Below are 23,590 nucleotides of genomic sequence, written 5' to 3' on the forward strand. Positions count from 1 at the left end.
GGCTTGCCGGCCTTGGGTCGTGTCGGCGAGACTCTGAGATGAAGATTCCAAAGTCCCTGCTGATCGATCCCGAGAAGAATTCGGTCTATGGCGCCTTTGCCGTAGTCGTCTCGATCTGGGCGTTTTCCTATTCGGTCATTTTCGGCCAGGTGCTGATCCTGGCCTACTATGCGGTCTGGCTTCCGCTCATCCTGGTCGACTACCGGCGGTTTTCGCGACATCTGTCCAGCGCCTGGCTGCCGCTGCTGTTTGCGGCCTATGTCTGCTTCTCGGTTTTCTGGTCGCAGGCTCCCGGCGTCACCGCAAGGACGTCGGTCCAGTATTTTTCCCATATTGCCTGCGCCTACATAGCTGCGCGCACCGTCAGCGTGCGCACGTTGACCATAGGGGCGCTGGTCGGGATATTCGTCGTCCTCCTCTATTCTGTGAAGGTCGGGAATTATTCCGAGGATGTCCTTGACGGCACCGTGAACTTCGTCGGCGCCTTTGCCTCCAAGAATCAGATCGGCTTTGTCGGCTCGCTTGGCATCTATTTCTGCGTTGTCTTCCTTGCATTCTACAGACGCGGCCGGCTGAGCTTCATACTGGCGGTGCCCGTCGTGCTGCTGTCGGCCTATGTACTGGTCGCCTCGCATTCCGCCACCTCGATGGCCTCGATACCCGCGGTTCTGGCGCTGGTGGCGCTTCTTGCGATGAGCAAACTTCTGTCACGCCGCTATCGCCGGGTCATCTTCCTGATCGGCGCCGGCCTGCTGGTCGTGACGGCCTTCGTCGCCTTGAATCTCGGGCTGATGGACTTCGTCCTCGGCCTCTTCGGCAAGGATTCGACGCTCACCGGGCGAACCTATCTTTGGGAGCAAGGCTGGAACACGGTGCAGAAATCGCCGATTCTCGGCGTCGGCTATGCCGCCTATTGGGTGCAGGGCTTCGCTGAAGCCGAGCGGCTGTGGAACGAATTCTACATCACCACCCGCACCGGCTTTCACTTCCACAACACCTACATCGAGGCCCTCGTCGAACTCGGCTTCGTCGGAGCGACGCTGGTGTCGCTGATCATGCTGCGCACGCTCTACGGCCACGTCTCGGCGGTGATCTTCAAGGCATGGCAGGCGGACTCGGTGATCCTTTTCGGCGTGATGGTGCTGCTGCTGATCCGCTCCTTCGTCGAGGTCGAGATTCTCAACCCCTACATCATGGGTTCTTTCCTGATGTATTTCAGCTTCTTCAAGCTGGCGCGGCTGCCCGTTACCCGCAGGCGGCGGTCGCCGCGTCCCGAGCCGGCTGACGCGGCCGGGGGCGAGGCTGACTGGCCTCGGCGTGCCCGCCGTCCGGCGGTCGCCGATCAGGCGTGAGCTATCGTCTCGGGACCTGAAGTCGCGTCAATACAAATTCTCCTGATCGAAGCTCAAGCAGGCCGGGCGCGAGGCGGGAAATCCATGCCTCCGCGAAATAGACTGAAACGCTGGATTGTCAGACTCGCGTGCTCCGAGCGACCAGGACGTCCGGCGCGCAGCTGTTACTGTCCAAAAGCCGTGCTCCAGAAGCGCCAGCGCGTCCGGCCGGCACTTCCAGTTACGGCGCCGCGAAAACCAATCTCAGAACGTGCAAATGCGAATATCCGCGGACCATCCGCTCACAGAAGGCGACGAGCGTATGAAGCGGTTCTGCATTTCTGTAAAATGATGAACCGCTCAGCGCTTAGCAAGTCTACTGGCTGGCCAGCGGCGCCAGCTTGACCTTGATCACATCGCCAGGCAGCACCGGGGTTTCTTCCTTGGCGGCTATCTCGGTGGTCTTGCCATCGAGATTGCGCACCAGTGAATAGAGCAGGGTAGGTTGCTGATCGTTTGTTATAGCGGCCGCCATCGCGGGATCGCTGGCCTGGGCTATCAGGCCTTTCTGCATGTTCACCTTCAACGCGGCCTCGTTCAGGTCGGCTTCGGTCTGCTGCCGGTCAGTGGCGAGACTTGAACTCAAGGTGTTCTGGGCATCGATAGCATCCTGCTTCGCCTTGCTGATCGCCTGCTTGGCGGTGAGGATGGCGGTTTCGTAGTCCAGGATCTTGCCCTGCAGGTCGGCCACGGACTGGCGCGAATCCAGCAGACGGGCATTGGCGATCAGGCCCTTTTGCGCCAGCGGACCGATGCTGGCGAGTTGCTGCTGCGCCAGGTCGACCTGCTGCTGCTGATTGACGATCTTCTTCTGCAGCGATTCGATCTCGGACTCCAAGACACCTTTCAGATCGTCGAGCGCCTCGAGTTTCAGCTTCAGCGCCTTTTGGTCGGCCGTCAGGATCGTCATCTCGTCCGCGACGATGGCTGGCAGCCTTGGATCGCCCTCGACCTCCTTCGGCACGTCGAAACTCGCCTTGCCGGCCATATCCGCATCGATGCGGGCGCGCCTGACGATCAGTCGAATGTGCTGGTCGTCGGAGATGTCGAACATGCCCTTGGCGGTGACAAGGTCCTTGCCGAGCTGGGGGCCGTAATCGGCGTTGCGCCTGATGCCGCCCGCGACGCTGATCGCCTTCAACACCGTCAGGTCTGGGACATAAGGAAATTGGCCTGGGTTCTGAACTTCGCCCGAAATGTAGAATGGCCTGAACTGCGCCATCTCGACCGAGGCTTCCGGTCGGTCTGACAAAGCGAGCTTTTTCTGCAAAGCCTCGCCGATCGCCGTCGCGATTTCGGACGTGGTCTTGCCGGATGCCGGCAACTCGCCGGCGAACGGCACCGACAGCGTACCGGATGGACCGACCGTGTACTCGCCATTCACCGCCGACCAGTCGCGAAATGTGCCTTCGACGGTCTGCCATTCGGCGACGCGGATGGTGAGCTTGTCTTGCGAGCCGAGGCGATAGTCGCCGGCGGCGGCGATATGCGGGACGACGAGCGCCATGGCAAGGCATGTGGCCAGCAAACGCGCCCGCCGCAGCCGGCCGGAATCCGGGCCGCTGCGAAAGGCTTCGAACAAATCTGTTTTCAACTCAACGTTCCGATCCGCTATAGCCCCATCGCCCGATGAGCTTGCGTCGAATGGCCGATGCCAATGTCTGGCATTGGCCACCGGCCGGTCAGTAAGAACCGCGCGACATCCAGACGGCCGGGACGGTCTTGATGATGATGCGAACGTCCTCGAACAGCGACCAGTTCTCGACATAGTGGCGATCGAAGGCGACGCGGCTGTCATAGGACACATCGTTGCGGCCGCTGACTTGCCACAGGCCAGTCAGGCCCGGGCGGGATTTCAGGTAATAGACGGCGGACGTGCCATAGATCTCCAGCTCGTCGCGCACGACCGGACGAGGGCCGACAAGGCTCATGTCGCCCTGCAGGATGTTGATGATCTGCGGCAACTCGTCGAGGCTGAGTTTCCTCAGCACTGCTCCGACACGGGTAACGCGCGGATCGTTCTTCAGCTTGCGGGTGGCGATCCATTCCGCGTTGGCGTCCGGGTTGGTGGCGAGATAGGTTGCCAACACCCTGTCGCCGTCCGGAACCATGGTGCGGAACTTCAGGCAAGGAAAAATCCGCCCGCCGCGTCCAATTCGCCTGTGACCGTAGAAAATCGAGCCGCCGTCGGAAAACTTGACCAGCAGCGCTATCATGACAAACAGCGGGCTGAGTGCGATCAATCCAATCAGTGAACCGGCGATATCGAAGCTGCGTTTGAGCAAGCCGCCGATCGGTGGCGGAAAATCGATGTCAGCCTGCGAAAAGCTCGCCGTGGCCGACTTGGCAACGTCCCTCATGCCGTAAACTCCATGCGTTGAACGAATGGTTCACCGCACGATACCAAAAAAATGTTGCAGCGCAACACACAATTTACCACCCCGTTGAAATAGTCACGTCATGAATTGACTAAATAATAAGCTTGTCATGCACAAATTTCGGCGTATTTAGCACATTTGTGACAATAAATGGGCACGGCCGAAAAAATAGAGGCCTTTGTGGGGCCGTTTTTAGGCAGACCTACCTATCTGCCAAGGCAAGCTGCAAACTAGTGCTTTATCCTGCCCTGATGCATGGCGAAAACCGTATAAAATACTACTTAATATTGTCTATCTTACTGAAAATGCCGAGGAGAGGAGATCGGCTTAGCTCCCGTCGCGTGCATTGCAGCATGGCAGAGTCGATCGCAAAAGCTCGATCAAAAATATCCGAAGTTGCCCTTGCCGCCTATTGCTCGCCTTAATAGAATTGCAAATTATACCTGTCACGGTGACGATAGGTGGAAAAGGCCGGAAGCAACCGGTCGAGGGTGGGCGACCTTAACAAGCCCACATGACAAGGGACGGCGCTCGGGTGGGGCAATCGTGATAAATACCCGAGCCGGTTTATGGGCTGTTGGGCATGGCACTTCCAAAATTCATCCTCGGGATGATTTTCGCTCTGGCGATCGTCGTCGGCTGGTCCTGGCTGGGCGGTGCGTCGATAGGCACGATATTGGTGCGCGTCATCATCTGCGCCGTGATCATTCAGGCCGGCTATTTCGTGCTCATCTACACCATGATCGCCAGGAGCGCGCCGACGCCTGCCGACATAGCTCGTGACGCCGAGCGCAAACTGAACGCACCCGAGGTCGCCGAAAGCGAGAAGCTGGGCGGTGCCAGGCGCGGCCTGCATTGATGCAGAAACCTGCCCCCGGTTTGGAGGCATGCTTCGAAACAGGAGACTAGGCGCCGCGTGAATCCGTTTCGGCGCGTCTTGGTCGCCGGCTCACGCGACATCGGCGGGTTCGCTCTCTGACTGTTCCCCCGACAGCATCCTCGACAACCGGCTGCCGGTTTTTTCCTTCAGCCGCTGATATTGGCCGACCTCGACGATACGGCCGTTTTCCATCGCCACCACCCAGTCGGCGAAGGCGATCATCGACGGCCGGTGCGCGATGGTCAGGATCGTCATCGTGCCGCGCAATCCGTCGATCGACCTGGCGATCAGCGACTGGTTCTGCCAGTCGAGCGCGCTGGTCGCCTCGTCCAGGATGAGTAGCGACGGCTTGCGCAGCAGCGCGCGTGCGAGCGCGATGCGCTGGCGTTCGCCGCCCGAGAGCCGCACGCCGCGATCGCCGACCACCGTCTCGAGCCTGAGGTCGAGCCGTTCGACAAACTCGCCGGCGTGCGCCTGATGCAGCGCGGCCCACAGGTCGCCATCGCTGGCCCGTGGCGCGGCAAGGCGCAGGTTCGCCGCGATCGTGTCGTGCAGGAGGAACACGTCCTGCGGCACATAGGCCACCTGGTCGCGCCAGCGACGGCGATTGCTGGCATCGATCTCGACGCCGTCGACAAGCATCATGCCGGTGGTAGGCTCCAGCAGGCCAAGCAGCATATCGGCGATCGTGCTCTTGCCCGATCCGGACGGGCCGATCAGGGCGGTGACCTTGCCGGCCGGCAGGCCGAAGGTGATGCCGCTCACCACCATCTTGGCGCCAGCATCTCCGTAGGCGAATGAGACACCGCGAATATTCAATCCTGTATTGAGGGAGAGTGTCCCGGCGTCGGCGAACTCGGTATGGCCTGGTTCGCGTTCGGCGTCGAAACGTGCCTGCAGGCTGCGCATTGCCGTAAAGGCGGGCAGGTTGATCAGCACTTGCTGGGCTTGCGTCTGCATGTCCATGAAGCGCGGCGCGATGCGCATGAAGACCAGGAGCAGGACGACGATCTCGGCCAGCGACAGGTTGAAGCGGACCAAAGCCACATAGATGAACAGGCTCAGGCCCACCACGCTCGCCACCTGGAATACCGCGGTGCCGATGGTGCTGTTGCGCACATAGTCGATATTGTCGGCCTTCATCTTCTCAAGCGTCGACCGCAGCTGCGCGAAATAGCTGTCCTCGACATTCAGGCTCTTGACCACCTTGATGCCGCCGAGAAATTCCGAGACCGTCCGGTACTGATCCTGGCGATTGGCGGTCAGCACACGGCCGAAGGCAGTGGCCCGTGCCCGGAAGGGCCGCAGCGCCACGAACATCAGCATGCCGATGACGACGGCAAACAGCGTCATGACCGGCGAGATGAACATGGAAACCAGGAGATAGCCAGCCAGAAGAACGGCGATCTGCACCAGCATCAGCAGTGAGAACGCCGCGCCCTGGACGCGGTCGATGTCGCCGGTCAGGGCATGATCGAGATCGGAACTGCGCATGCGGGTAAAAACGCCCCAGCGCGCCTTGCCGATGCTTTCGAACAGGTTCATGCGAACGCGGTTGACGAAATCGAACAGCAATTTGGCCATGTAGACCGACTTGAAGCGATTGAACGCCGCCTGCGCTGCAACAAGCCCGACCAGCGCGCAAAGCACGGTCGTCAGCTGCAGCGTGCCGTCAGGCACCAGCCAGCGCACGAAATCATTGTTGGGCAGCCGAACAGCGAAATCCTGGTCGGCGCGTCCGACCAGATGCAGCAGCGGGATGAGCAGCAGGATGGAGATGCCCTCGGTCAGGCTGCCGAGGATGAGGAAGAACAGCGCCGTCCATGTTCGCCGGCCGCCGATCCGGGCAATGGCGGCGCCGAATGCGGCAATTTCTCGAAACAGCGACAGGCGAAGGATTGGCTTCGACATGGTTGCGCTCACGGCCGCCGGCTGCCAGCCGACAGATCCTTTTCGATCAGCTCCACGGCTTCGCCGATCCTGTCCAGGCCCGTCGGGACTTCCAGCCGGTACACGCCGATATGGTTAGCAATCCATGAACATTGCTGAAGATGCGCCGCCGCGAAGTCGTCGGGCAGCGCCGCACGGCCGAAGCGCGTCACATAGGAGAATTTGATGACGGCCGGCAGGGCGGCAATGGCGGGCAAGGGCGTGATGTCAGCCCTTTCGCCGCGCTCGAGGATATAGATCCTGGTCGCCGGCACCTTGTCGCCCGAAAAGTCACCGTTCAGGCGATGCTGCATTTTGTCGATCGCCGGATGCACTTGCGGCCGCACTTCCGCTTCCCCGAGCGAGATCGCCGCAGCGGCGTCGGCCGCCAGCTTGATCTGCGGAAAGCCCGGAACGGTCATTGGCTCACGCGGATTGGCAAGGTCCAGCGCCACCACGTCATCGGTAAGCAGTCGATGCCCGGCCCGGATCATCGCGCTTGCCGTCGTCGACTTGCCGGCTCCCTTGTCACCCATGAAGATGGCGCTCGTGCCGGCGGCGGCGATGGCACTGGCATGCAGGACAAGCAGGCCGCGCCGGTGCAAGAGCAGCGCCATGACCGGACCGAGCAGCGGAAACGCGAGCAGCGCATCGTCGACGCCGGGCGCCGGTTCGATGTCGATACGGCTGAAATCGGTGATCAGGAACGCGCCCACGGCATGCCAGGCCAGATATTGCCGGTCCGGCTCGAAGCGAAAATCGGTCGCGGCTTCGGGCGCCGGCTTTGGCAGGTCGATCGCGCCGACAGCGATCACGAGATCCGCCACCCCCGGCGGCGCCGGCTGCAGTTCGGGCAACATCACCTCCGACGCGATGGTCAGACCATAGGCGCGGTAGAAGCGGCGTTTTCGCATGGCCCGGCCATGTGAAAAGGCATCATCATTGTATAGAGCGAGCGGCTCGTTGCGCGGCATCACGTGGGGCTCCCGCCGTGCTGGAGTTGCCGCAGCCAGAGCGACAGCGAGGCCGAGCGCCAGACATACTGGACGTCCAGGGGGGCTGCCTGATCGGGTTGGCGCAGCAGCCGCGCATAGGCAGCACTCACTTGAGGCAGATTGACGTAGGGCGCGATGCGGTTCGCATCCGAGACCAGCAGCTGTTCCAGGAGGTCGCGATGGTTGCGCAGCATGCCGTTGACGAGACTGGCGGTGAAGTCGATCTTGTCGCGCCGCCACTGCACCGCCGCCGGCAATACGCCTTGCATGGCGCGGCGCAGCACATAGCGGCCAAAACCGTGGCTCAGCTTCTCCTCGCCCGGCAGTGCCAGGCAGAATTCGACCAGCGGCTTGTCCCAGAAGGGGTAGCGCGGCTCGACCCCGAAATTGGCGGCGGCCTTGTCGAGAACCTCGAAAGCATGCGGGACATAGCCGTTCGACAGGATCCAGCGATGGCTCAAGGCGTCGCTGGCCTGAACGCCGGGCGGCATATAGCCGGCCCGGTGAAACCGGTCGACAAGCTCGGTGCGCTTGGCAAGGTCCGGATTGATCAGGTCGCGCCAGCTTCGTGCGCGCTGCACGTGCTCGGGCTTGCGGATCCTGTTCAGGGCACGGTTGGCCAGATGCCTCAGCTTGGCGATGCGCCAGGCCGGCCCGTAGAGGGTCAGGAACTGGAGATAAAGGCCAAGCGTGCTGTCGCCATAGGTATTGGAGGCGCTGCGGACCTCGCGCCACAGATCCATCCATCGGCCGCCATTCGCAAGCTCGTGCAGGTGACCATGGCCTTGGGAAACGACCTCGTCGCCGCCATGGCCGTCCAGCAGCACCTTGATGCCCTTGGCGCCGGCAGTCCGGTAGATACCGCGGGTGAGCGTCAGGCCCGGCGCCAGGAACGTTCCTTCCTGTTCTTCCAGCACGCGTTCGAATTCGGCGAATGGGGCATAGTTGCCGACCGGGATCAGCGTCGCGTCGACCTTTTGCTGGTCGAGAACGGCCTCGATGAAGGGCCGCTCGTCCATCGGCGAGCCCCTCTCGAAAATCAGCGAGAAGGTCGGCAGCTTCGGCTTGCGCGCAGCGGCATTCTGCAGGCCGGCGACACAGGCGATAGATGAGGAATCGAGGCCGCCGCTCAGCATTGCGCCGACTGCCGAGGTCCCTCGCATGCGGTTGCGCACCGATTGCGAGAACAGATGGGCGAATTCCTCCGATGCATCCGACCGCAAGGGCCGCGCCGACGGCTCGATCTGCCAGTATCGACGCAACATCACCTGTTGCGCGGTGACGGTCAGGCTGTGGCGGGCCGGCAGGCTGAATATATCGCTGTAGGGGGTCGACTGCGGGTCGTCGGGAAGCCCGGCCAGGAAGCCGGAGATCTGGCGCTCGCTGACACGTGCGCGGATACCTTCGACCTCCAGGATCGGCCCGATCTCGGACGCAAAGGCAAAACGCCGGTCCGCCGCGTGGTAGTAGAACGGCTTGACGCCAAAATGATCTCGCGCGCAAAACAGCGATTGCCGCTCGTCATCCCAGATGGCGAACGCGAAATCGCCTTGCAGATGCTCCGGACAGGCTTCGCCCCAACGCAGATAGGCCCGCATCAGCACGATCGCGTCGGCCACCGACTGGTCGCGGATACCGAGCCTGGCCAGCAACTCGTCACGGTTGTCCAGCCGGCAATCGGCGGTGATGGCGAGCCGGCCGCCAGCCATCGTCAAAGGGCCTGGACCGACCTCATCCGATGTGTTGAGCCAGGCGTGGCCAAGGGCGATGCTGGTGTCCAGCCACCATGAAGCGCCGTCGGGACCGCGATGGCGCATGCGCGCCAGCATTTGCTGAATGTCTGCCGCCGCGACCGCCGGTGCGTGTGCTCCGCGCAGCAGGATTCCGGCGACGCCGCTCATCGGCTGCCGTGGTCGACGAGATGGGCGAAGCCGTCGATCGATCCGCCAAGCACGATATGGTTGTCGCTGACCAGCCAGGCATGTGCTTTCAACTGCTCGCCCGTACCACGTTCGATGCCGATGCGTATCGTCGATTCATTGCCTTGGCGGGCGAGAATATACTGGCCGGAGAGCGCCTGGGTCAGGCACGTAGCGTAAGGGACGAAACGGGCCGCGGCGGCAACACCCCAGGCGACACGCCGCAGTTCGCCCATCGAGGCGCACTGCCGCGCGTCGAGCCGCGTCACCAGGCTGCGTACACGATTGTAGGACAGCAGGGTCAGCCCCAGCCGAACTGTCGCCACCACCAGCAGGCAATGGCCAAGGAAGATCATTTCCGAGCCGCTCAGGGAGAAAATCCTGACCAGCCCGTGCCGGCTTCCGCCGCGCTTCGACTGCTTGAGGCCTGTTTCCCTCGCGGGTTCCTGCCGTAAAGCCGTGGCCCGCGAAACCAGGGCCCGCGAAACCAGGGTCCGCGAAACTATGGCCTGCCAAACCAGCGCCTTGTGCTGGGTCGGCTTAGACAAGTGCCTCATGATGCCGTCTCGCAAGCCCATTATCAGTCAGGCCCTTCAGCAATGCGTCGACATCGGCCTGGCAGCGCACCGGGTCGACATTATAGCGCGCAAGCACGGCGCTGCGGATGTCGCCGATCGACCGGGGCTCCTGGATCAAATCCCAGATGAAGGCGCCGACGCCATTCAGGCTGTAGTAGACATTGGATTTGAGATTGAGCAGCGCCAAGCCATCGCCGAACTCGCAAGCCACGGCATCCTTGGTCGCACTCACGCTATCGTGGTCGGCCAGATCATGGTCGGATTGCTTCCAGTTCATCCCCGCACCTCACTGACAAAACGCTTCGACATCTCCGGTTGGCGCAGGAGAAGTCGGGAGGCTGGCCCCCCGACCCTCTTACGTCTGCTTTTGAATCCAGAGTCCCAAAATGTCACTCTGGAAACGGCTATAAGTCTCAGGAGAACGTCAGGTCGCCGATCGGCGTGTGCGCGGGGAACGATGCGTCGATCGCCGTGTTGCCGCCGCCACCCTGGGTGATGGTCTCAATCGAACCATGAACCGTCAGGCTTGGTGTCTCGTATTCATGCTTTTCAACGTTCTGTTCCATTTTACTCTCCGATTTAGGACTGGAAACGGCCTGTCGAGTGCCGTCAGCACTTTTATGCTGCAATGCAATAGCTGCACGGCAGCATTCATGAGTCAAGACTGTTTTACCTTCCGTTAATCAATTACGTTGCTGGCGTCAGGACATGAGCGGCCATGCCTAAAACTTGTCACTTTTTAGCCGATTCCTTGGGCGCGATGGCAGCGCCCGCGCTGATTCTTTAAGCATGTGATTTTGCTTGCATAAGTCGTTTGCCTTGTGCCTATTTTTAGGCCTCGCTAATGGAAAGAATTTTCTGTTTGGAAAATTCGGCCGGGGATCGGCTAAAAGACCTGACAAGGATATTTCAGCCGCGGTTCTCACTTCTTTCCAACGCGATCTCGATAGGCGCTCGGTTGCAAAAATTCGCACTGCAAAAGGAAAGGCTTTACGGCACCGAGGTTTTTGGTGATGTTTGCTTCGCACATGCAGCATAAGTGTTCGCGCAAACCGCTTTCTTTGGAGATTGTGCGCTAAATGGCCTTGCCTGACGGCTCATACGAACGATTGCGCGCCGCCGGCTGTGCCGACGAGGTGGCCTACGTGCAGGCCTGCCTGCGATTGTATTTTGCCGGGCCGCACGCCGGCGCGGGCGACATTTCGATGCGTGATCTGGACGGTGCCAAAATTGCCGACATCGCCAGGCTGAACAAGGTCGCCACCTTTGTCCTTAAGGCCCTTTCGCGCGCACCCGCGCTTGAGAGGCCGCCTGAGCTTTTCCGATGGCTCGACACCTACCGCAGGAGAACGGTTTCGATGAACGCGTCCTGCATCATGGATTCCATGGCGGTCCATGATGTGCTGCGCGCCAGCGAGATCGATTTTGTTTTTCTGAAGGGTCCGTTCCAGCAGCAGCTTCTCTACGACGACCACTTCATGAAGCCGTCCGGCGATGTCGACATTCTGGTTTCGCCGCTCGGATTTTTCAGGGCGCGTGATGCCCTTCGCAAGATCGGTTATGAGGTATCAGGCAAGTCGAACTCCGTCTGGTGGGTCCGCTTCCTCGGCGAACAGCACATGACCCGGGACGACGGGCCGAGGTCGTCCACGGTAGATCTCCACTACCGCCTCCAGCAGCCCGGCTCGCCAAGCCCGCGCGACGCGGACGGGTTCCTGCGGCGCAAACGACAGGTCGAAATCGCCGGCGCGACGGTGCCGTTCACCTCGGTTGCCGATACTTTGCTTTTGTCCTGCATCAGCGTTGCCAAGGCACTTTTCAACCGGGAACCCTGCGCGGGCTACGTCTGTGATATCGGCGCCAGCGCCGGCCGGCTCGACGAGGCGGATCAGCAGCGTTTGCTCGATGCCGCAACCGTGCAAGGTTTGGACGACACGCTGCTGCTTGGCCTGCGCGCCGCCGATGTGCTACTCGGCGGTGCTGGCACGCTGCTGTCGAAGCGCGCGACCAGGATCCTGTCGCGCGTCGGCAACGAGGATCTGCTCAGCATGGTCATCGCGCCGTGGCTGCCGTCGCTGCGGTGGCCACAGCGGCGAACGGTGCTTTGGGAACTGTGCGGCCGCGCGCCGGTCCGCTACCTGGCCGAAGCCGGCTGGGCGGCGTCCGCCGATATCAGCCGCCGTATCTTCGAGCGGCCGGGGAGTCGCTGAATGAAGGCAAATGGGTGCTGATGGCAATTCTGTAGGGCATCGAAGGAGTACGGGGCGAGGGCAATCGATATTACCTGTACGAGAGGCAAATCCATGTCGATGACGAAATCCGAGGTCTGCGTGATCATCGCGGCAAAAAACGCCGCAGCGACAATCGCCGTCGCCATCGCATCCGCGTTGCGCGAACCGGAAGTGGCGGAGGTCGTCGTTGTCGATGATGCCTCCACCGACCACACCGCCGATGTCGCACGATCCGCCGATGACGGCAGCGGGCGGCTCTCCGTGATGCGCCTCGATGTCAATCGCGGCCCCTCCTTTGCCCGCAACGCAGCCATCGCCGGCTCGAAATCGCCGTTCATCAGCATTCTTGATGCCGACGATTTCTTCCTCGAAGGCCGGTTTCGCAACCTGTTTGCCGGCGCCGATTGGGATTTCGCAGCCGACAACATCATGCTGATCAGGGATGATGCGACGGGCGACGCGACGAAAATCGTCGCGCCGCAATTTGCCGCCGATCCGGAATTCCTCGATTTCGAGCGCTTCGTCGAAGGCAACATCTCCAGGCGCCGCGTGCAGAGGGGCGAACTGGGCTTTTTGAAGCCGGTGATCAGCCGTGCCTTCCTCGACCGCCACGGGTTGAGCTACGACGAGAGCCTGCGGCTGGGCGAGGACTATGAACTCTACGCCCGCGCGGTCGCATGCGGGGCGCGGTTCAAGGTCATTCGCTCCTGCGGCTACGGCGCCGTCGTCCGCGCCGATTCTCTGAGCGGCCGCCACAAGACCCAGGACCTGAAGCGTTTGGCCGATGCGGATCTGGCGCTGCTGGCGATCGACAGTCTGCCGGAAGGCTCGAAGGCGGTGCTGCGGCGGCATGAACGGCACGTGCGCGACAAATATCGGCTGCGCAATTTCCTTGACGTCAAGGCTGAGCGGGGGCTGGCATCGGCCGCGGCTTACGCTTTCGCCAGCCTGTCCAACCTCGTCCCCATCGTCCAGGGCGTGGCTTCCGACAAGCTCGAGGCGCTGTTTCGTCGCGTCGGCCTTATGTCCAGCCAAAAACATGTCCCGCCGCAGCGTTTTCTGATGGCCGGAACCAGCATGGGCAAGGAACGCTGAGAGCGGACCCCGGTGCTTGCAATTTGTCCTCGCGGCACGTCATCACGGAAACCATTTCGGCCGGATTTATGAGTTTACGAATTGGGTGGTTGCCTCGCGGCCCCGACGATGGCAGTCTATGTTGCGGTGCAGCATAGTGGACGACCAGCCGAACTGGCCCCCGATCGGATTGGTCTGATGTCTCTCCAGAGCAGGACAACGCAACACGAGTTTTTGAGCCCCGGCTGCGGGGATCGGCCAGAAGCCCGGCCCACAAGCCGGCGATGACAGGAACCTGAGTCCATGGCCTCGATATTCGGTTTCAGATCAAGGGATCCGGCCCGCGACCGGCAGGCCGATGTTTCACGTCTTGATCGTCTGGCAAAGCTGTTCGAGCAGATTGCGGCCGAGATCGAGGCCGAGAGAACCGGGCTTGAGAATCGCTACCGGACAACGTCGACCAACGCCGCCTTCCTGGTCGAAGCCATGGAAAACGGCTCAGCTTCCGACAAGCGGTCTTCGGAAGTCAGCGCACTGACACAGTCGATCCTGAATTGCGAACGCCGCATCGCGGCGCTGTCGCGCCAGGACGGCATGATGAAAGAGCTCCGTCATTCGCTGGATATGGTCTTCGACGAGAATGCCGATTCGGCCACCTCGGCGGAATTCGCCTGGCCGGCAGGCGCAGGCAGAGGTTGAACGTGAAGGCTCGGAACTGTTGCAACAGATTTGATGCAGGGCGGGAAGCAATCGAGAGGGTCACAAGGGAGGTCAAGGTTGGCCCGTTCAGGAGCGGTTCGAACGTCGACTTTGGGTTGGGGACACACAGCGCAAAGGTGAGTTTGGTATGAATTCGAATCCGAAACCTACGACAGCAATTGACGCACCGTCTCTCTCATATCGGGCCGGGCAAGCCGCCCGGCGGCGGCTGGGGTCGCTCGGTGCGTTGCTGCTGGCTGCTCTTGGCGCTTTCGTGGCAACCCCTTCCTACGCCCAGGACATTCCGACATCGCCGTCCTTCGTCGATGATTTCAAAAGCTTCGATCGTGCGCGCTGGTATGTTTCCGACGGCTGGAACAACGGCAGCCATCAGAATTGCACCTGGTCGAAAGGCATGGTCGGACTGTCGAATAATGTGCTGTCGCTCGGCTTCGAAAAGCAGACGTTGAAGGATCGCGACTACGTCTGCGGCGAGATCCAGACCAAGCAGCGCTTCGGCTACGGCACCTATGAGGCACGGCTGAAGACCGATACCGGCTCTGGCCTCAACGCGGCGTTCTTCACCTATATCGGTCCCAGCGACAAGCAGCCCTGGGACGAGATCGACTTCGAGGTCCTGACCAAGGACACCTCCAAGGTGCAGGTCAATGCCTATATCGCGGGCAAGGGCAAGAACGAGAAGCTGGTCGACGTGCCGGGCGGCACGGAGAACGCCTTCAACGACTACGCCTTCGTCTGGCAGAAGGACAGCTTGCGATGGTACGTCAACGGCCAACTGGTGAACACGATTACCGACCCGGCGAAGCTGCCCAGCCATGCACAGAAGATATTCTTCAGCTTTTGGGGCAGCGATACGATGAAGGGTTGGATGGGAGCGTTCGCGGATCCGGGCCGCAAGCTTTCCCTGCAGATCGAGCGGGTTGCCTTCACGGCGCTCGGCGAACCCTGTCAATTTCCGGAATCGCTGGCATGCAGTGTAAAGTAGTTGGGAAAGTCGTTTTGAACCGGCGGGACCGAAAACGGTCCGCTGCCTTGCATGGGAATGAAACCGAATGAATTTGACGGTGTTTGGAATTGGCTATGTCGGCCTCGTGCAGGCGGCGGTCCTTGCCGAAGTCGGGCACCAGGTGGTGTGCGTCGACATCGACGCCGCCAAGGTCGAGCGGCTCAACCAGGGCCTGGTTCCCATTTTCGAACCCGGTTTGGAAAACCTCGTCAAGGAGAACCATGCCGCCGGCCGCATCAAGTTCACCACCGATGCCGCCGCCGCTGTCAGGCACGGCGAGATCCAGATGATCGCGGTCGGCACGCCGCCGGGCGAGGACGGCTCGGCCGACCTCAAATATGTGCTGGCCGTCGCCGAGACCATCGGCCGCGAAATGGACAAACCCAAGATCATCGTCGGCAAGTCGACGGTGCCGGTCGGCACCTGCGAAAAGGTGAAGGCCAGGATCGCCGACACGTTGAAGAAAAGAGGCCGCGAGGACCTGGCTTTCGATGTCGCTTCAAATCCGGAATTCCTCAAGGAAGGGTCCGCGGTCGCCGACTGCATGAAACCGGACCGCATCATCGTCGGCACCGACAGCGAGGACACCGAGGCTGTGATGCGCGAACTCTACGCGCCGTTCAATCGTAACCACGAGAAGATGATCGTGATGGACGTCCGCAGCGCCGAATTCACCAAATATGCCGCCAACTGCATGCTGGCGACCAAGATCAGCTTCATGAACGAGATGGCCAATTTGGCCGAACAACTCGGCGCCGACATCGAGGAGGTCCGCAAGGGCATCGGCAGCGATCCGCGCATCGGCTACCATTTCATCTATCCGGGCCTCGGCTATGGCGGCTCGTGCTTCCCCAAGGACGTGCGGGCGCTGATCAAGACCGCCGAAGGCGTCAAGTTCGACGCCAAGCTGCTGCGCGCCGTGGAGGAGCGCAACAACGCACAGAAATCGGTTCTCTTCGACAAGGTGGACCGCTATTTCAAGGGCAACCTCAAAGGCAGGACCTTTGCGCTGTGGGGCCTGGCCTTCAAGCCCAACACCGACGACATGCGTGAGGCGCCGGCGCGCGTCCTGATGGAAGCGCTGTGGAAGGCCGGCGCCAATGTGCAGGCCTATGATCCCGAGGCGATGCAGGAATGCCAGGCCATCTACGGGCTGCGCGACGACCTGCTTCTGTGCGGCACCAAGGAGGCGGCGCTGCGCGGCGCCGATGCGCTGCTGATCGCCACGGAATGGAAGAGCTTCCGCGCTCCGTCCTTCGACGCGGTGAAGGATGCGCTGACCACGCCGGTCATTTTCGACGGCCGCAACCTCTATGACCCCAAGGTCATCGCCCGCCACGGCATTGAATATCACTCGATCGGCAGAATGGCGGCATGAGACCGGGCCCTGGCGGACGGATGCAAGACCGGTCCGCACACGGCCTGCGGGCGCTGGGACTGAGCGCGTATTTCTGTGTGGAGTTGTAGCTGATGGTGCTGGACGTAAAGCCGGAGCAAATCACCAAGGATCATTTCGATCTCGTCGCGATCGGTTCCGGCTTCGGTTCGGCCTTCTTCCTGCATGAGTTCGCCAAGCGCCGAAAGGCGCGCATTCTGGTGCTGGAGTGGGGACGCCACAACACCCATGAATGGCAGCTCGAACAGAACGTCAACACCGACATCGAAGACGAGACGACCTACAAGACCAATTCCGACAAGCCGTGGAACTACACGATCGGACTGGGTGGCGGGACGAACTGCTGGTTCGCGCAGACGCCAAGATTTCATCCCAATGATTTCCGGCTGAAAAGCAGTTACGGCATCGGCAATGACTGGCCGATCAGCTATGACGACGTCGAGCCGTTCTATTGCAACGCGGAAGACATCATGTCGATCTCCGGCGATCCCGACATGGCGGCGATGCTGCCTCGCTCGAAGCCGTTTCCGCAACCGCCGCATCGCATGTCGACGCCGGACAGGATGATGAAGGCGGCGCAGCCCGACCAGCACTTCGTCATGCCAACCGCGCGGGCTCGCGTGCCGACCGCGCAGCGCAGCTCGTGCTGTGCCAATCTGCGTTGCTGGCTGTGCCCGGTCGACGCCAAATTCACCGTCAACAACGGGTTGATGCACGTCTTCGAGCATCCCGACGTCTCGGTCTGCCTCGGTGCGGAAGTCCGCCGGCTCGATCACGTCGGCGGCGCTGTCCGTTCGGTCACGTTCAGCCATGACGGCAAGGAATACCAGGTCAGCGGCGATCTCTTCATTCTCGGCGCCAATGCCATCCAGAGCGCGGCGATCATGCTGCGATCCGGCCTGGGCGGCGAATTCGTCGGCAGCGGCCTGCACGAATCCTACGGCTGGAATTTCGAGGTCTATCTCGACGGCGTCGACAATTTCGACGGCAGCACCATCACCACCGGCCTGAATTTCGGCCTCTATGATGGTCCTCACCGATCGAAGCATGCGGCGGCACTGGTCTATTTCGAGAACCGCTGGCAGCACGGATTGCGTGCCGAAAAAGGGCGGCTGCGCCAGGCGCTGCCGCTTGTCGTGGTCACCGAGGACTTGCTCGATCCCGAGAACTTCGTCACGCTTGACGCGGATGAGAATGCCTTCGTCAGCTTCAAGGCGCCATCGGACTATGCGGTGAAGGGCATGGCGCGCGCTCTGGAGAAATTGCCTGACCTTCTGGCGCCGCTGCCGGTCGAAAAGCTCTTCGACCGCGGCATCCGGCCCACCGAATCGCACGTCCAGGGCACGCTGAGGATGGGCACTGGCCCGGCCGATTCTGTGGTCGACAGCGGCATGATCCACCATCAGCTCAGAAACCTGGTCGTCGTCGGCACCAGCACCTATCCAAGCTGCTCCTGCGCCAACCCGAGCCTGACTGCGGCAGCGTTGTCCCTGCGGGCGGCGAGCCTGATTGTGTGAAAGGAGGTACGAGATGATCGAGATTTCCAGACGCTCGGCCCTGGCCGTCATGGCCGGCGGAGTGGTCTCGACAGGGGTCGCCTACGCCACTGTTTCCTCCTTCTCGGACGAAGATCTGGTGCGCGTCACGCTGGAAAAATACCTTGGCAAGTTGAACATCCGCATCGAGCATCTGCAGCAGTTCGTGCTGGCGTTCCGCAACCGGAATCCGTGGAACTTTCCAAGCGGAAAACTGAGTGACGCCGTCACCCTGGTGGAGGAACTCAAATTGGGTGCCGCACGCCGCCTGCTGCCCCGGCGGAAGCGGGAAGATCTGGTGCATTTCGACCGCTGGGTGGTCGCCGAATTCCATATGCTGACGGACTACGCCTGGCGCAGTTCGCCCAACGACCCGATCCGATTTACCGGCTGGCAATCCTGTACCAATCCCTTCGCCAATCTGGAGCCGCCGAAACTTGCCTGACGTCGAAAGCGAGGCGGCGGACTTTGCCTGTTGTCTCCGAGCAAGGATACGAGATGCGACAAGGAGCCCGATCATGAAAGTTCTCTTTGCAGGCGGCAACGGCTACCCGCCCGAGTTCAGCGGCGGCGTTCAGTCGAGCACGCATCATCTGGCCGAACAGCTGATCGAGCACGGTCATGAAGCCGCTGTGCTCGCCGCCCTGTTCGGTGATGGTGTCTTCGGCTTCAAGGCGCGCGCCAAGATGAAGCTGTTGCGGCAGCCGGCGGTTGTCGACAGCTATCCCGGCTATCCGGTGGTGCGGGCCTGGTTTCCCTGGGAAGCGGCGGCCTTTGCCGTCGAGAGGCTGAAGCCCGATGTCGCCGTGGTCCAGTGTCACAAATCGGTTCCGATCGGCAAGGCGCTGCAGGCGGAGGGCGTGCCTCTGGTCGTCTATCTCCGCAATGTCGAGTTCCATGAACTGGGCGGCGATCTGCGCGAATTGCATTCAGCGCTTTACATCGCCAATTCTGACTTCACCGCGCGTACCTACAGACAGGAATTCGGCATCGAGGCGGTGGTGATCCCGCCGACCATCAATCCGGCGCACTACTCGACGCCGACGACGGGCCAGTTCGTCACGCTGATCAACCCTTATGAGGAAAAAGGGTTTGAACTCGCGGTGCGGATTGCCGGCGCCTGCCGCGAAATTCCATTCCTGTTCGTCGAAAGCTGGAAGCTCGACGACGATCACCGGGCGCGGATCGAACAGACGATCGCTCCCTTGGGCAATGTCGTCCTGGAGAGCCGCACCAGCGACATGAAGACGGTCTATGGCCGCACGAAGATCCTGCTTGCTCCCAGCAAGTGGGAAGAGGCCTGGGGCCGCGTCGCGTCGGAGGCCCATTGCAGCGGAATCCCCGTTGTCGGCTCGCGGCGCGGCGGTCTGCCTGAAGCGATCGGCTCCGGTGGCGTGGTGCTGGATTACGATGCACCGCTGGCCGACTGGGTCGCGGCCGTCAGGCGGCTGTGGAACGACCACCAGGAATATGACCGGCTTTCCAGTCTCGCTCGCAGCTTCGCCGGGCGCCCGGAACTCGATCCCGATCGCCAGTTCATCACCTTCTTCTCGATACTGGACAGGGCCATGCAGCAGCGCGCGCGACAGGCGGCGTAACGGCGCCGCCTGAGCGGGTCAGGCCGGGCGCTTGACCCGGCTTTTCAGCGTCTCGTAGCCGCGGGCGCCAAGCAGCGCGCGGGCAATGGTCTTGGCGGCGCTCTTGCGGCCCTCTTGCGACTTGATCTGCCGCAGCCTTGCCGGCAGGTTGCGGGCCGCCTGGCCAAGTGCCGGCAGCGACAGCGTGTTGGGAAAGCTGACCATATGCGTTTCCACGCACAGCACCGGCTTGCCTGACAGCTCGGTGATCCTCAGCGCCTGTTCGTGCTCGCTCTCGATGAACAGGATGGCATCGGACTTGCGGTAGAAGTCGGCCTTGAAACTGCCATGCGCGCCGAGCCGTTGCCGTTCCGCCTTGCTCGGCAGATCGAGCATGATCAACTGGTCGTATTTGATCTCATGCTTGGCGAGCCATGCCTCGGTGAGCGCGCGGTATTTCTCCAGCCGGCTGGTGACCAGCCAGCCGATCCTGTGGGTCGCGACATGGAGCGGCCGCGCTTCGCTGAGGAATTTCTCATAGGCCGGGCCGTCGTCATTTTCCGCCTCTGTCGGATCGAGGCACAGCACGCCGTCAATGTCGACGCAGCATTGCGCCAGGAATTTGTGATGCATGAAGTTCCACTGGAACATGCGCGGATGCGGCACGACCTCGAAGACGAGGTCGGTTTCCTGGTGCAGGGGCTCAAGGCCGAACACGGCGGCAAAGGTGAACTCCGCCTCGATGCCAGCAGCCTGGATGCGGGCGCGTGCGTCGCGCATGGCGTTGCCGCCGGCGACGCTGTCGTCGATCACCAGCACCTTGCGCATCTCGGAAACCTTGCGGTCGAGAGCGGCACGGCGCTTGGTGACGCCAGACGTATAGATACGCCCTTCCAGGAAGCTGTCGAGATCGGTCATCGGGATGTTCGCGGCAAGGCTGACCAGCGTCGCTGCCAAAACGCCGCTTCTCGGCACACCGACGACCAGGTCGATGTCGCGCGGCAGCCGGTGCAGGCCCCTGACGATGGCGTCGTTCATATCGGAGATCGATCGGTAGTGCATGGTTCAGACCTGGTCCTGGAGGAGATGTCCGTAGCAGTCGAAGACGCCCAAATTATTGCGCTTCGCGCGGCGCCGCCGCGGGCAGCCTTGCCGGCAGCATCTTGAGCGCCTCGCGCAAGGCTTCGCGGCCGGAGGCGAATGCCAGTGCGATGACGACGGTGATGAGGTAGGCGAGCACGGCGCCGCTGGCCAGGGCGACGACATGCTGCTGCGGCAGCGCTGGCTTGATGAACCAGATCGCGGCCAGCGCCAGATGGGCGCCAAGCACGAACGGCGCTGCCGCGCGAAGCACATGGTGCGCCTGCAGCGGCCCGCTCTTGCCGACATACAGCCACAGGAACGGCGTCCGCAGATACTCGCTGATCGCATAGGCGATCGCCACGCCCAGCGCGCCATAGGGCAGGCCGAGCATGAAAGCCAGCACCGACGTCACGGCCGTTATGATGCCCCAGCGCATGAAATCGCCGGAGCGGCCCTGGCTGACGAAAAGCCACCCCGCCGGATTGTTGAGCGGCTGCAGCAGCCCGGCAAAGCCGAGCGCCAGGAAAATCGAGGCGCTTGCGCGCCATTGCTCGCCGAGCACGAAGGGGATCAGCACATCCGACATCGCGGTGGCGAAGGCGACGCCGGGAAGCGCCACCAGCAGGATCAGCGGCATGACGCGCAGATAGGCGCTACGGTAGCGATCAGGCTCGTCCTTCAGCCTGGAAAGCGCCGGAACCATCACCTTCGACAAGGGGTTGGTGATCTGGCTCAGCGGAAACAGAAGCAGCTTGTAGGCGCGGTCATAGAGGCCCAGCTGCGCCTCGCCCCAATATTTGCCGATCAGCACATTGTCGAGGTTGCGGGCAAAGAAATTGGCGAAGTTGAAGCCGGTGATGCCGGCGCCGAAATTGATCAGCTCGCCGATGCCGGCGACCTTGCGCGGCAGGCCCGGACGCCAGCGCGAACTCGCCCAGTAGCAGAGCGTCGGCAGCACGGCGCCGGTCAGCGTGCCGGCAAACAGGGCCCAATAGGAGCGGTCGATGAAGGTCCAGGCGATCGACACGGCAAGCCCGGCAATGGCGCTGGCGACGTCGATGACGGCCAGCCGGCCGAACTGCATGCGGCGCGTCAAGAGCGCCAGATGCTGGGCGCCCAGCCCATAGGCCATGATCTGCAGCCCGAACGCAGCCACCAGACCCGTCACGCGCGGCTCGCCGTAGAAGGCGGCAACCAGCGGCGCCGCACCCGCAAGCACGCAAGCCAGGATCGCGCTGACCGCGACATTGATCCAGAAGAGGTAGTTCACCTCCTCATGCCGGATGCCTGACTTCTGGATCGTCGCCTGGGTCAGGCCGAAATCCTGGAACAGGGCGATAAAGGCAAGCACCGGGGCGCACATCGCCACGACACCGAAATCCTGTGGCGACAACAACCGCGACAAGACGATAACGGACAGGATCTGTGTCGCGACCCGCACCGATTGCGCCATGGCCGTGACAACCGCGCCGCGCCCAACTGATTTGCGCAAGGAGCCTTCTGGCGGATCGAATGCATTGGCTTCCAAATTCAGGATTCCTGATTTTTTACGTGGATTTTCCGAGCCCGAAAATCCACGACCGCCGCCGACCACAAACTACGGCAATAATTTTGCAGTGCAACAGAAAACGTCGATTGGTGCAGCAAAAATGTTGCGATGCAGCAAGAGCTGTACTAGCATTCCCTCGGGTGGGCCAACAGCGGTCGAGTTTTTATGCTGCATGTCTTGTACCTTGTGCACGACGTTTCCGACCCGGCGGTGCGCCGGCGGATCACGATGCTCAGGGCAGGTGGGGCCCAGGTCACCTTGGCCGGCTTCCGTCGCACCGCGAATCCGATTGCGGATATCGAGGGACTGCGGCCGATCGACCTCGGCGCGACGCGTGACGGGCGATTCGGCCAACGCCTCGCGGCCGTCGCCAAAGCAGCCGTTTCGATAGGCTCGAAGCTTGGCGGCATGCCAAAACCGGATCTCATCATTGCGCGCAACCTGGAAATGCTGGCGCTTGCCCGCCGCGCCAGGTCAGCCTTCGGTGCATCGGTTCCGATCGTATACGAGTGCCTCGACATTCATCGGCTTGTGCTGCGCAACGATGTCCTGGGCAAGGCGCTGCGCGCCACCGAACGCGTTCTGGCCAGGGATGTGAAGCTGCTGGTGACCAGTTCTCCTGCCTTTATCGCCAATTATTTCAAGCCGTTCGGCCAGGTCGCGGCACCCATCGAGCTGGTCGAAAACAAATATTTCGAGGCCGCGACGATCTTGCCCGGCGCTCCGGAGGCTGAAGAGAGCCCGGTCGGTCCGCCATGGCGGATCGGCTGGTTCGGTGCGCTGCGCTGCCGCCGCTCGCTCGAGCTGCTGGCCGATTTCTCCCGCCGCATGGAGGGCCGCTTTGAAATCGTGCTGCGCGGACGTCCGGCTTTGTCGGAATTCCCTGATTTTCACGGCTTTGTCGAAGCCGAGCCGTGGCTGTCGTTTCTCGGGCCCTACCGCAATCCGGAAGACATGGCGGCGATCTACAATGATGTCCATTTTTCCTGGGCGATCGATTTCTTCGAAGCGGGGCAGAACTCCGAATGGCTTCTGCCCAACCGGCTCTATGAAGGTTGCCGTTTCGGGGCGGTGCCGATCTCTATGGGCAACACCGAGACCGGGCGGTTCCTCAAACAGCAGGATATCGGCGTGCTGTTGCCGCAGGCGTCGCCCGAAGCGCTCGAAGCCGTGCTCGGCAAGATGGAAGAGCATCGCGTCGCCAGGCTGAAGGAGCACGTTCTGGCGCGCAATCCGAGGACCTGGAGCTACGATCGCAGCGATTGCCGGGCGCTTGTCGAGCGGCTGCGCAGCCTGACGGCCGTGCCCGGCTCCTTTGCCGCCGAGGCATTGGCATAGGATGGCCAAGG

The 23,590-nt window shown here is 61.9% G+C and carries 21 protein-coding genes; 11 read left to right on the top strand and 10 right to left on the bottom strand.

What is annotated here, in order from left to right:
• Positions 1 to 38: 38 nt before the first annotated feature.
• Positions 39 to 1,352: an O-antigen ligase family protein gene (locus tag NKH52_RS00675; protein WP_352729259.1), complete on the top strand. Its 1,314-nt coding sequence runs from the start codon at positions 39 to 41 to the stop codon at positions 1,350 to 1,352.
• A gap of 355 nt (positions 1,353 to 1,707) precedes the next feature.
• Here NKH52_RS00675 and NKH52_RS00680 read toward each other — a convergent pair whose 3' ends face one another.
• Both NKH52_RS00680 and NKH52_RS00685 read right to left on the bottom strand, forming a co-directional pair.
• Complete coding sequence (locus tag NKH52_RS00680; protein ID WP_352729298.1) at positions 1,708 to 2,973, bottom strand: polysaccharide biosynthesis/export family protein; 1,266 nt, start codon at positions 2,971 to 2,973, stop codon at positions 1,708 to 1,710.
• A 100-nt stretch (positions 2,974 to 3,073) separates the two neighbouring features.
• On the bottom strand, positions 3,074 to 3,751 hold the full coding sequence (locus NKH52_RS00685) for a sugar transferase (RefSeq protein WP_023811581.1): 678 nt from the start codon (positions 3,749 to 3,751) through the stop codon (positions 3,074 to 3,076).
• Between the two features lie 601 nt (positions 3,752 to 4,352).
• Here NKH52_RS00685 and NKH52_RS00690 point away from each other — a divergent pair.
• Positions 4,353 to 4,628, top strand: a complete 276-nt coding sequence (locus NKH52_RS00690; protein ID WP_023811582.1) for an exopolysaccharide production repressor protein — start codon at positions 4,353 to 4,355, stop codon at positions 4,626 to 4,628.
• A 90-nt stretch (positions 4,629 to 4,718) separates the two neighbouring features.
• Here NKH52_RS00690 and NKH52_RS00695 read toward each other — a convergent pair whose 3' ends face one another.
• The 6 genes from NKH52_RS00695 to NKH52_RS00720 form a co-directional block, all read right to left on the bottom strand.
• The gene (locus NKH52_RS00695) at positions 4,719 to 6,560 is read right to left on the bottom strand and encodes an ABC transporter ATP-binding protein (RefSeq protein WP_352729257.1); all 1,842 of its coding nucleotides are present in this window, start codon (positions 6,558 to 6,560) and stop codon (positions 4,719 to 4,721) included.
• Positions 6,561 to 6,568: 8 nt separating this feature from the next.
• The gene (locus tag NKH52_RS00700) at positions 6,569 to 7,555 is read right to left on the bottom strand and encodes a phosphoenolpyruvate carboxykinase (ATP) (RefSeq protein WP_352729255.1); all 987 of its coding nucleotides are present in this window, start codon (positions 7,553 to 7,555) and stop codon (positions 6,569 to 6,571) included.
• Positions 7,552 to 9,474, bottom strand: a complete 1,923-nt coding sequence (locus NKH52_RS00705) for a lasso peptide isopeptide bond-forming cyclase (RefSeq protein WP_352729253.1) — start codon at positions 9,472 to 9,474, stop codon at positions 7,552 to 7,554. The genes NKH52_RS00700 and NKH52_RS00705 overlap by 4 nt, the downstream gene beginning before the upstream one ends.
• Entirely contained in the window at positions 9,471 to 10,049 is a 579-nt protein-coding gene (locus tag NKH52_RS00710) for a lasso peptide biosynthesis B2 protein (protein WP_352729251.1), read from the bottom strand. Before NKH52_RS00710 ends, NKH52_RS00705 begins: the two co-directional genes overlap by 4 nt.
• Entirely contained in the window at positions 10,033 to 10,347 is a 315-nt protein-coding gene (locus tag NKH52_RS00715) for a PqqD family protein (protein ID WP_127289880.1), read from the bottom strand. Before NKH52_RS00715 ends, NKH52_RS00710 begins: the two co-directional genes overlap by 17 nt.
• A gap of 136 nt (positions 10,348 to 10,483) precedes the next feature.
• The gene (locus tag NKH52_RS00720; protein ID WP_013891488.1) at positions 10,484 to 10,636 is read right to left on the bottom strand and encodes a lasso peptide; all 153 of its coding nucleotides are present in this window, start codon (positions 10,634 to 10,636) and stop codon (positions 10,484 to 10,486) included.
• A 513-nt stretch (positions 10,637 to 11,149) separates the two neighbouring features.
• Here NKH52_RS00720 and NKH52_RS00725 point away from each other — a divergent pair.
• The 8 genes from NKH52_RS00725 (at position 11,150) to NKH52_RS00760 (ending at position 19,630) form a co-directional block, all read left to right on the top strand.
• Positions 11,150 to 12,280 (top strand): nucleotidyltransferase family protein, encoded by a 1,131-nt coding sequence (locus NKH52_RS00725; RefSeq protein ID WP_352729249.1) that lies wholly within the window; start codon positions 11,150 to 11,152, stop codon positions 12,278 to 12,280.
• A 93-nt stretch (positions 12,281 to 12,373) separates the two neighbouring features.
• Positions 12,374 to 13,396 carry a glycosyltransferase family 2 protein gene (locus tag NKH52_RS00730; RefSeq protein WP_352729247.1) on the top strand — a complete coding sequence of 341 codons (1,023 nt, stop codon included), beginning with the start codon at positions 12,374 to 12,376 and terminating at the stop codon, positions 13,394 to 13,396.
• Between the two features lie 282 nt (positions 13,397 to 13,678).
• Entirely contained in the window at positions 13,679 to 14,074 is a 396-nt protein-coding gene (locus NKH52_RS00735; RefSeq protein WP_023811590.1) for a single stranded DNA-binding domain-containing protein, read from the top strand.
• A 148-nt stretch (positions 14,075 to 14,222) separates the two neighbouring features.
• On the top strand, positions 14,223 to 15,080 hold the full coding sequence (gene exoK, locus NKH52_RS00740) for an endo-1,3-1,4-beta-glycanase ExoK (RefSeq protein ID WP_127289886.1): 858 nt from the start codon (positions 14,223 to 14,225) through the stop codon (positions 15,078 to 15,080).
• 67 nt (positions 15,081 to 15,147) lie between these two features.
• Positions 15,148 to 16,479, top strand: coding sequence for a UDP-glucose dehydrogenase family protein (locus NKH52_RS00745; RefSeq protein ID WP_027039760.1), 1,332 nt, complete (start codon positions 15,148 to 15,150; stop codon positions 16,477 to 16,479).
• Positions 16,480 to 16,571: 92 nt separating this feature from the next.
• Positions 16,572 to 18,014: a GMC oxidoreductase gene (locus NKH52_RS00750; RefSeq protein ID WP_352729245.1), complete on the top strand. Its 1,443-nt coding sequence runs from the start codon at positions 16,572 to 16,574 to the stop codon at positions 18,012 to 18,014.
• A gap of 13 nt (positions 18,015 to 18,027) precedes the next feature.
• A complete protein-coding gene (locus tag NKH52_RS00755; protein WP_352729243.1) occupies positions 18,028 to 18,477 on the top strand; it encodes a hypothetical protein in 450 nt (149 codons plus the stop codon).
• 73 nt (positions 18,478 to 18,550) lie between these two features.
• On the top strand, positions 18,551 to 19,630 hold the full coding sequence (locus NKH52_RS00760; RefSeq protein ID WP_352729241.1) for a glycosyltransferase: 1,080 nt from the start codon (positions 18,551 to 18,553) through the stop codon (positions 19,628 to 19,630).
• Positions 19,631 to 19,648: 18 nt separating this feature from the next.
• Here the strand turns inward: NKH52_RS00760 and NKH52_RS00765 are convergent, their stop codons facing one another.
• Complete coding sequence (locus tag NKH52_RS00765) at positions 19,649 to 20,671, bottom strand: phosphoribosyltransferase (protein WP_352729239.1); 1,023 nt, start codon at positions 20,669 to 20,671, stop codon at positions 19,649 to 19,651.
• Positions 20,672 to 20,723: 52 nt separating this feature from the next.
• Entirely contained in the window at positions 20,724 to 22,220 is a 1,497-nt protein-coding gene (locus tag NKH52_RS00770) for a lipopolysaccharide biosynthesis protein (protein ID WP_352729237.1), read from the bottom strand.
• A 186-nt stretch (positions 22,221 to 22,406) separates the two neighbouring features.
• Between NKH52_RS00770 and NKH52_RS00775 the strand changes: the two genes are divergently transcribed.
• On the top strand, positions 22,407 to 23,579 hold the full coding sequence (locus NKH52_RS00775) for a glycosyltransferase family protein (protein WP_352729235.1): 1,173 nt from the start codon (positions 22,407 to 22,409) through the stop codon (positions 23,577 to 23,579).
• Positions 23,580 to 23,590 lie beyond the last annotated feature (11 nt).

This window comes from Mesorhizobium sp. M1066 (assembly GCF_040318635.1).
Classification (GTDB): domain Bacteria; phylum Pseudomonadota; class Alphaproteobacteria; order Rhizobiales; family Rhizobiaceae; genus Mesorhizobium.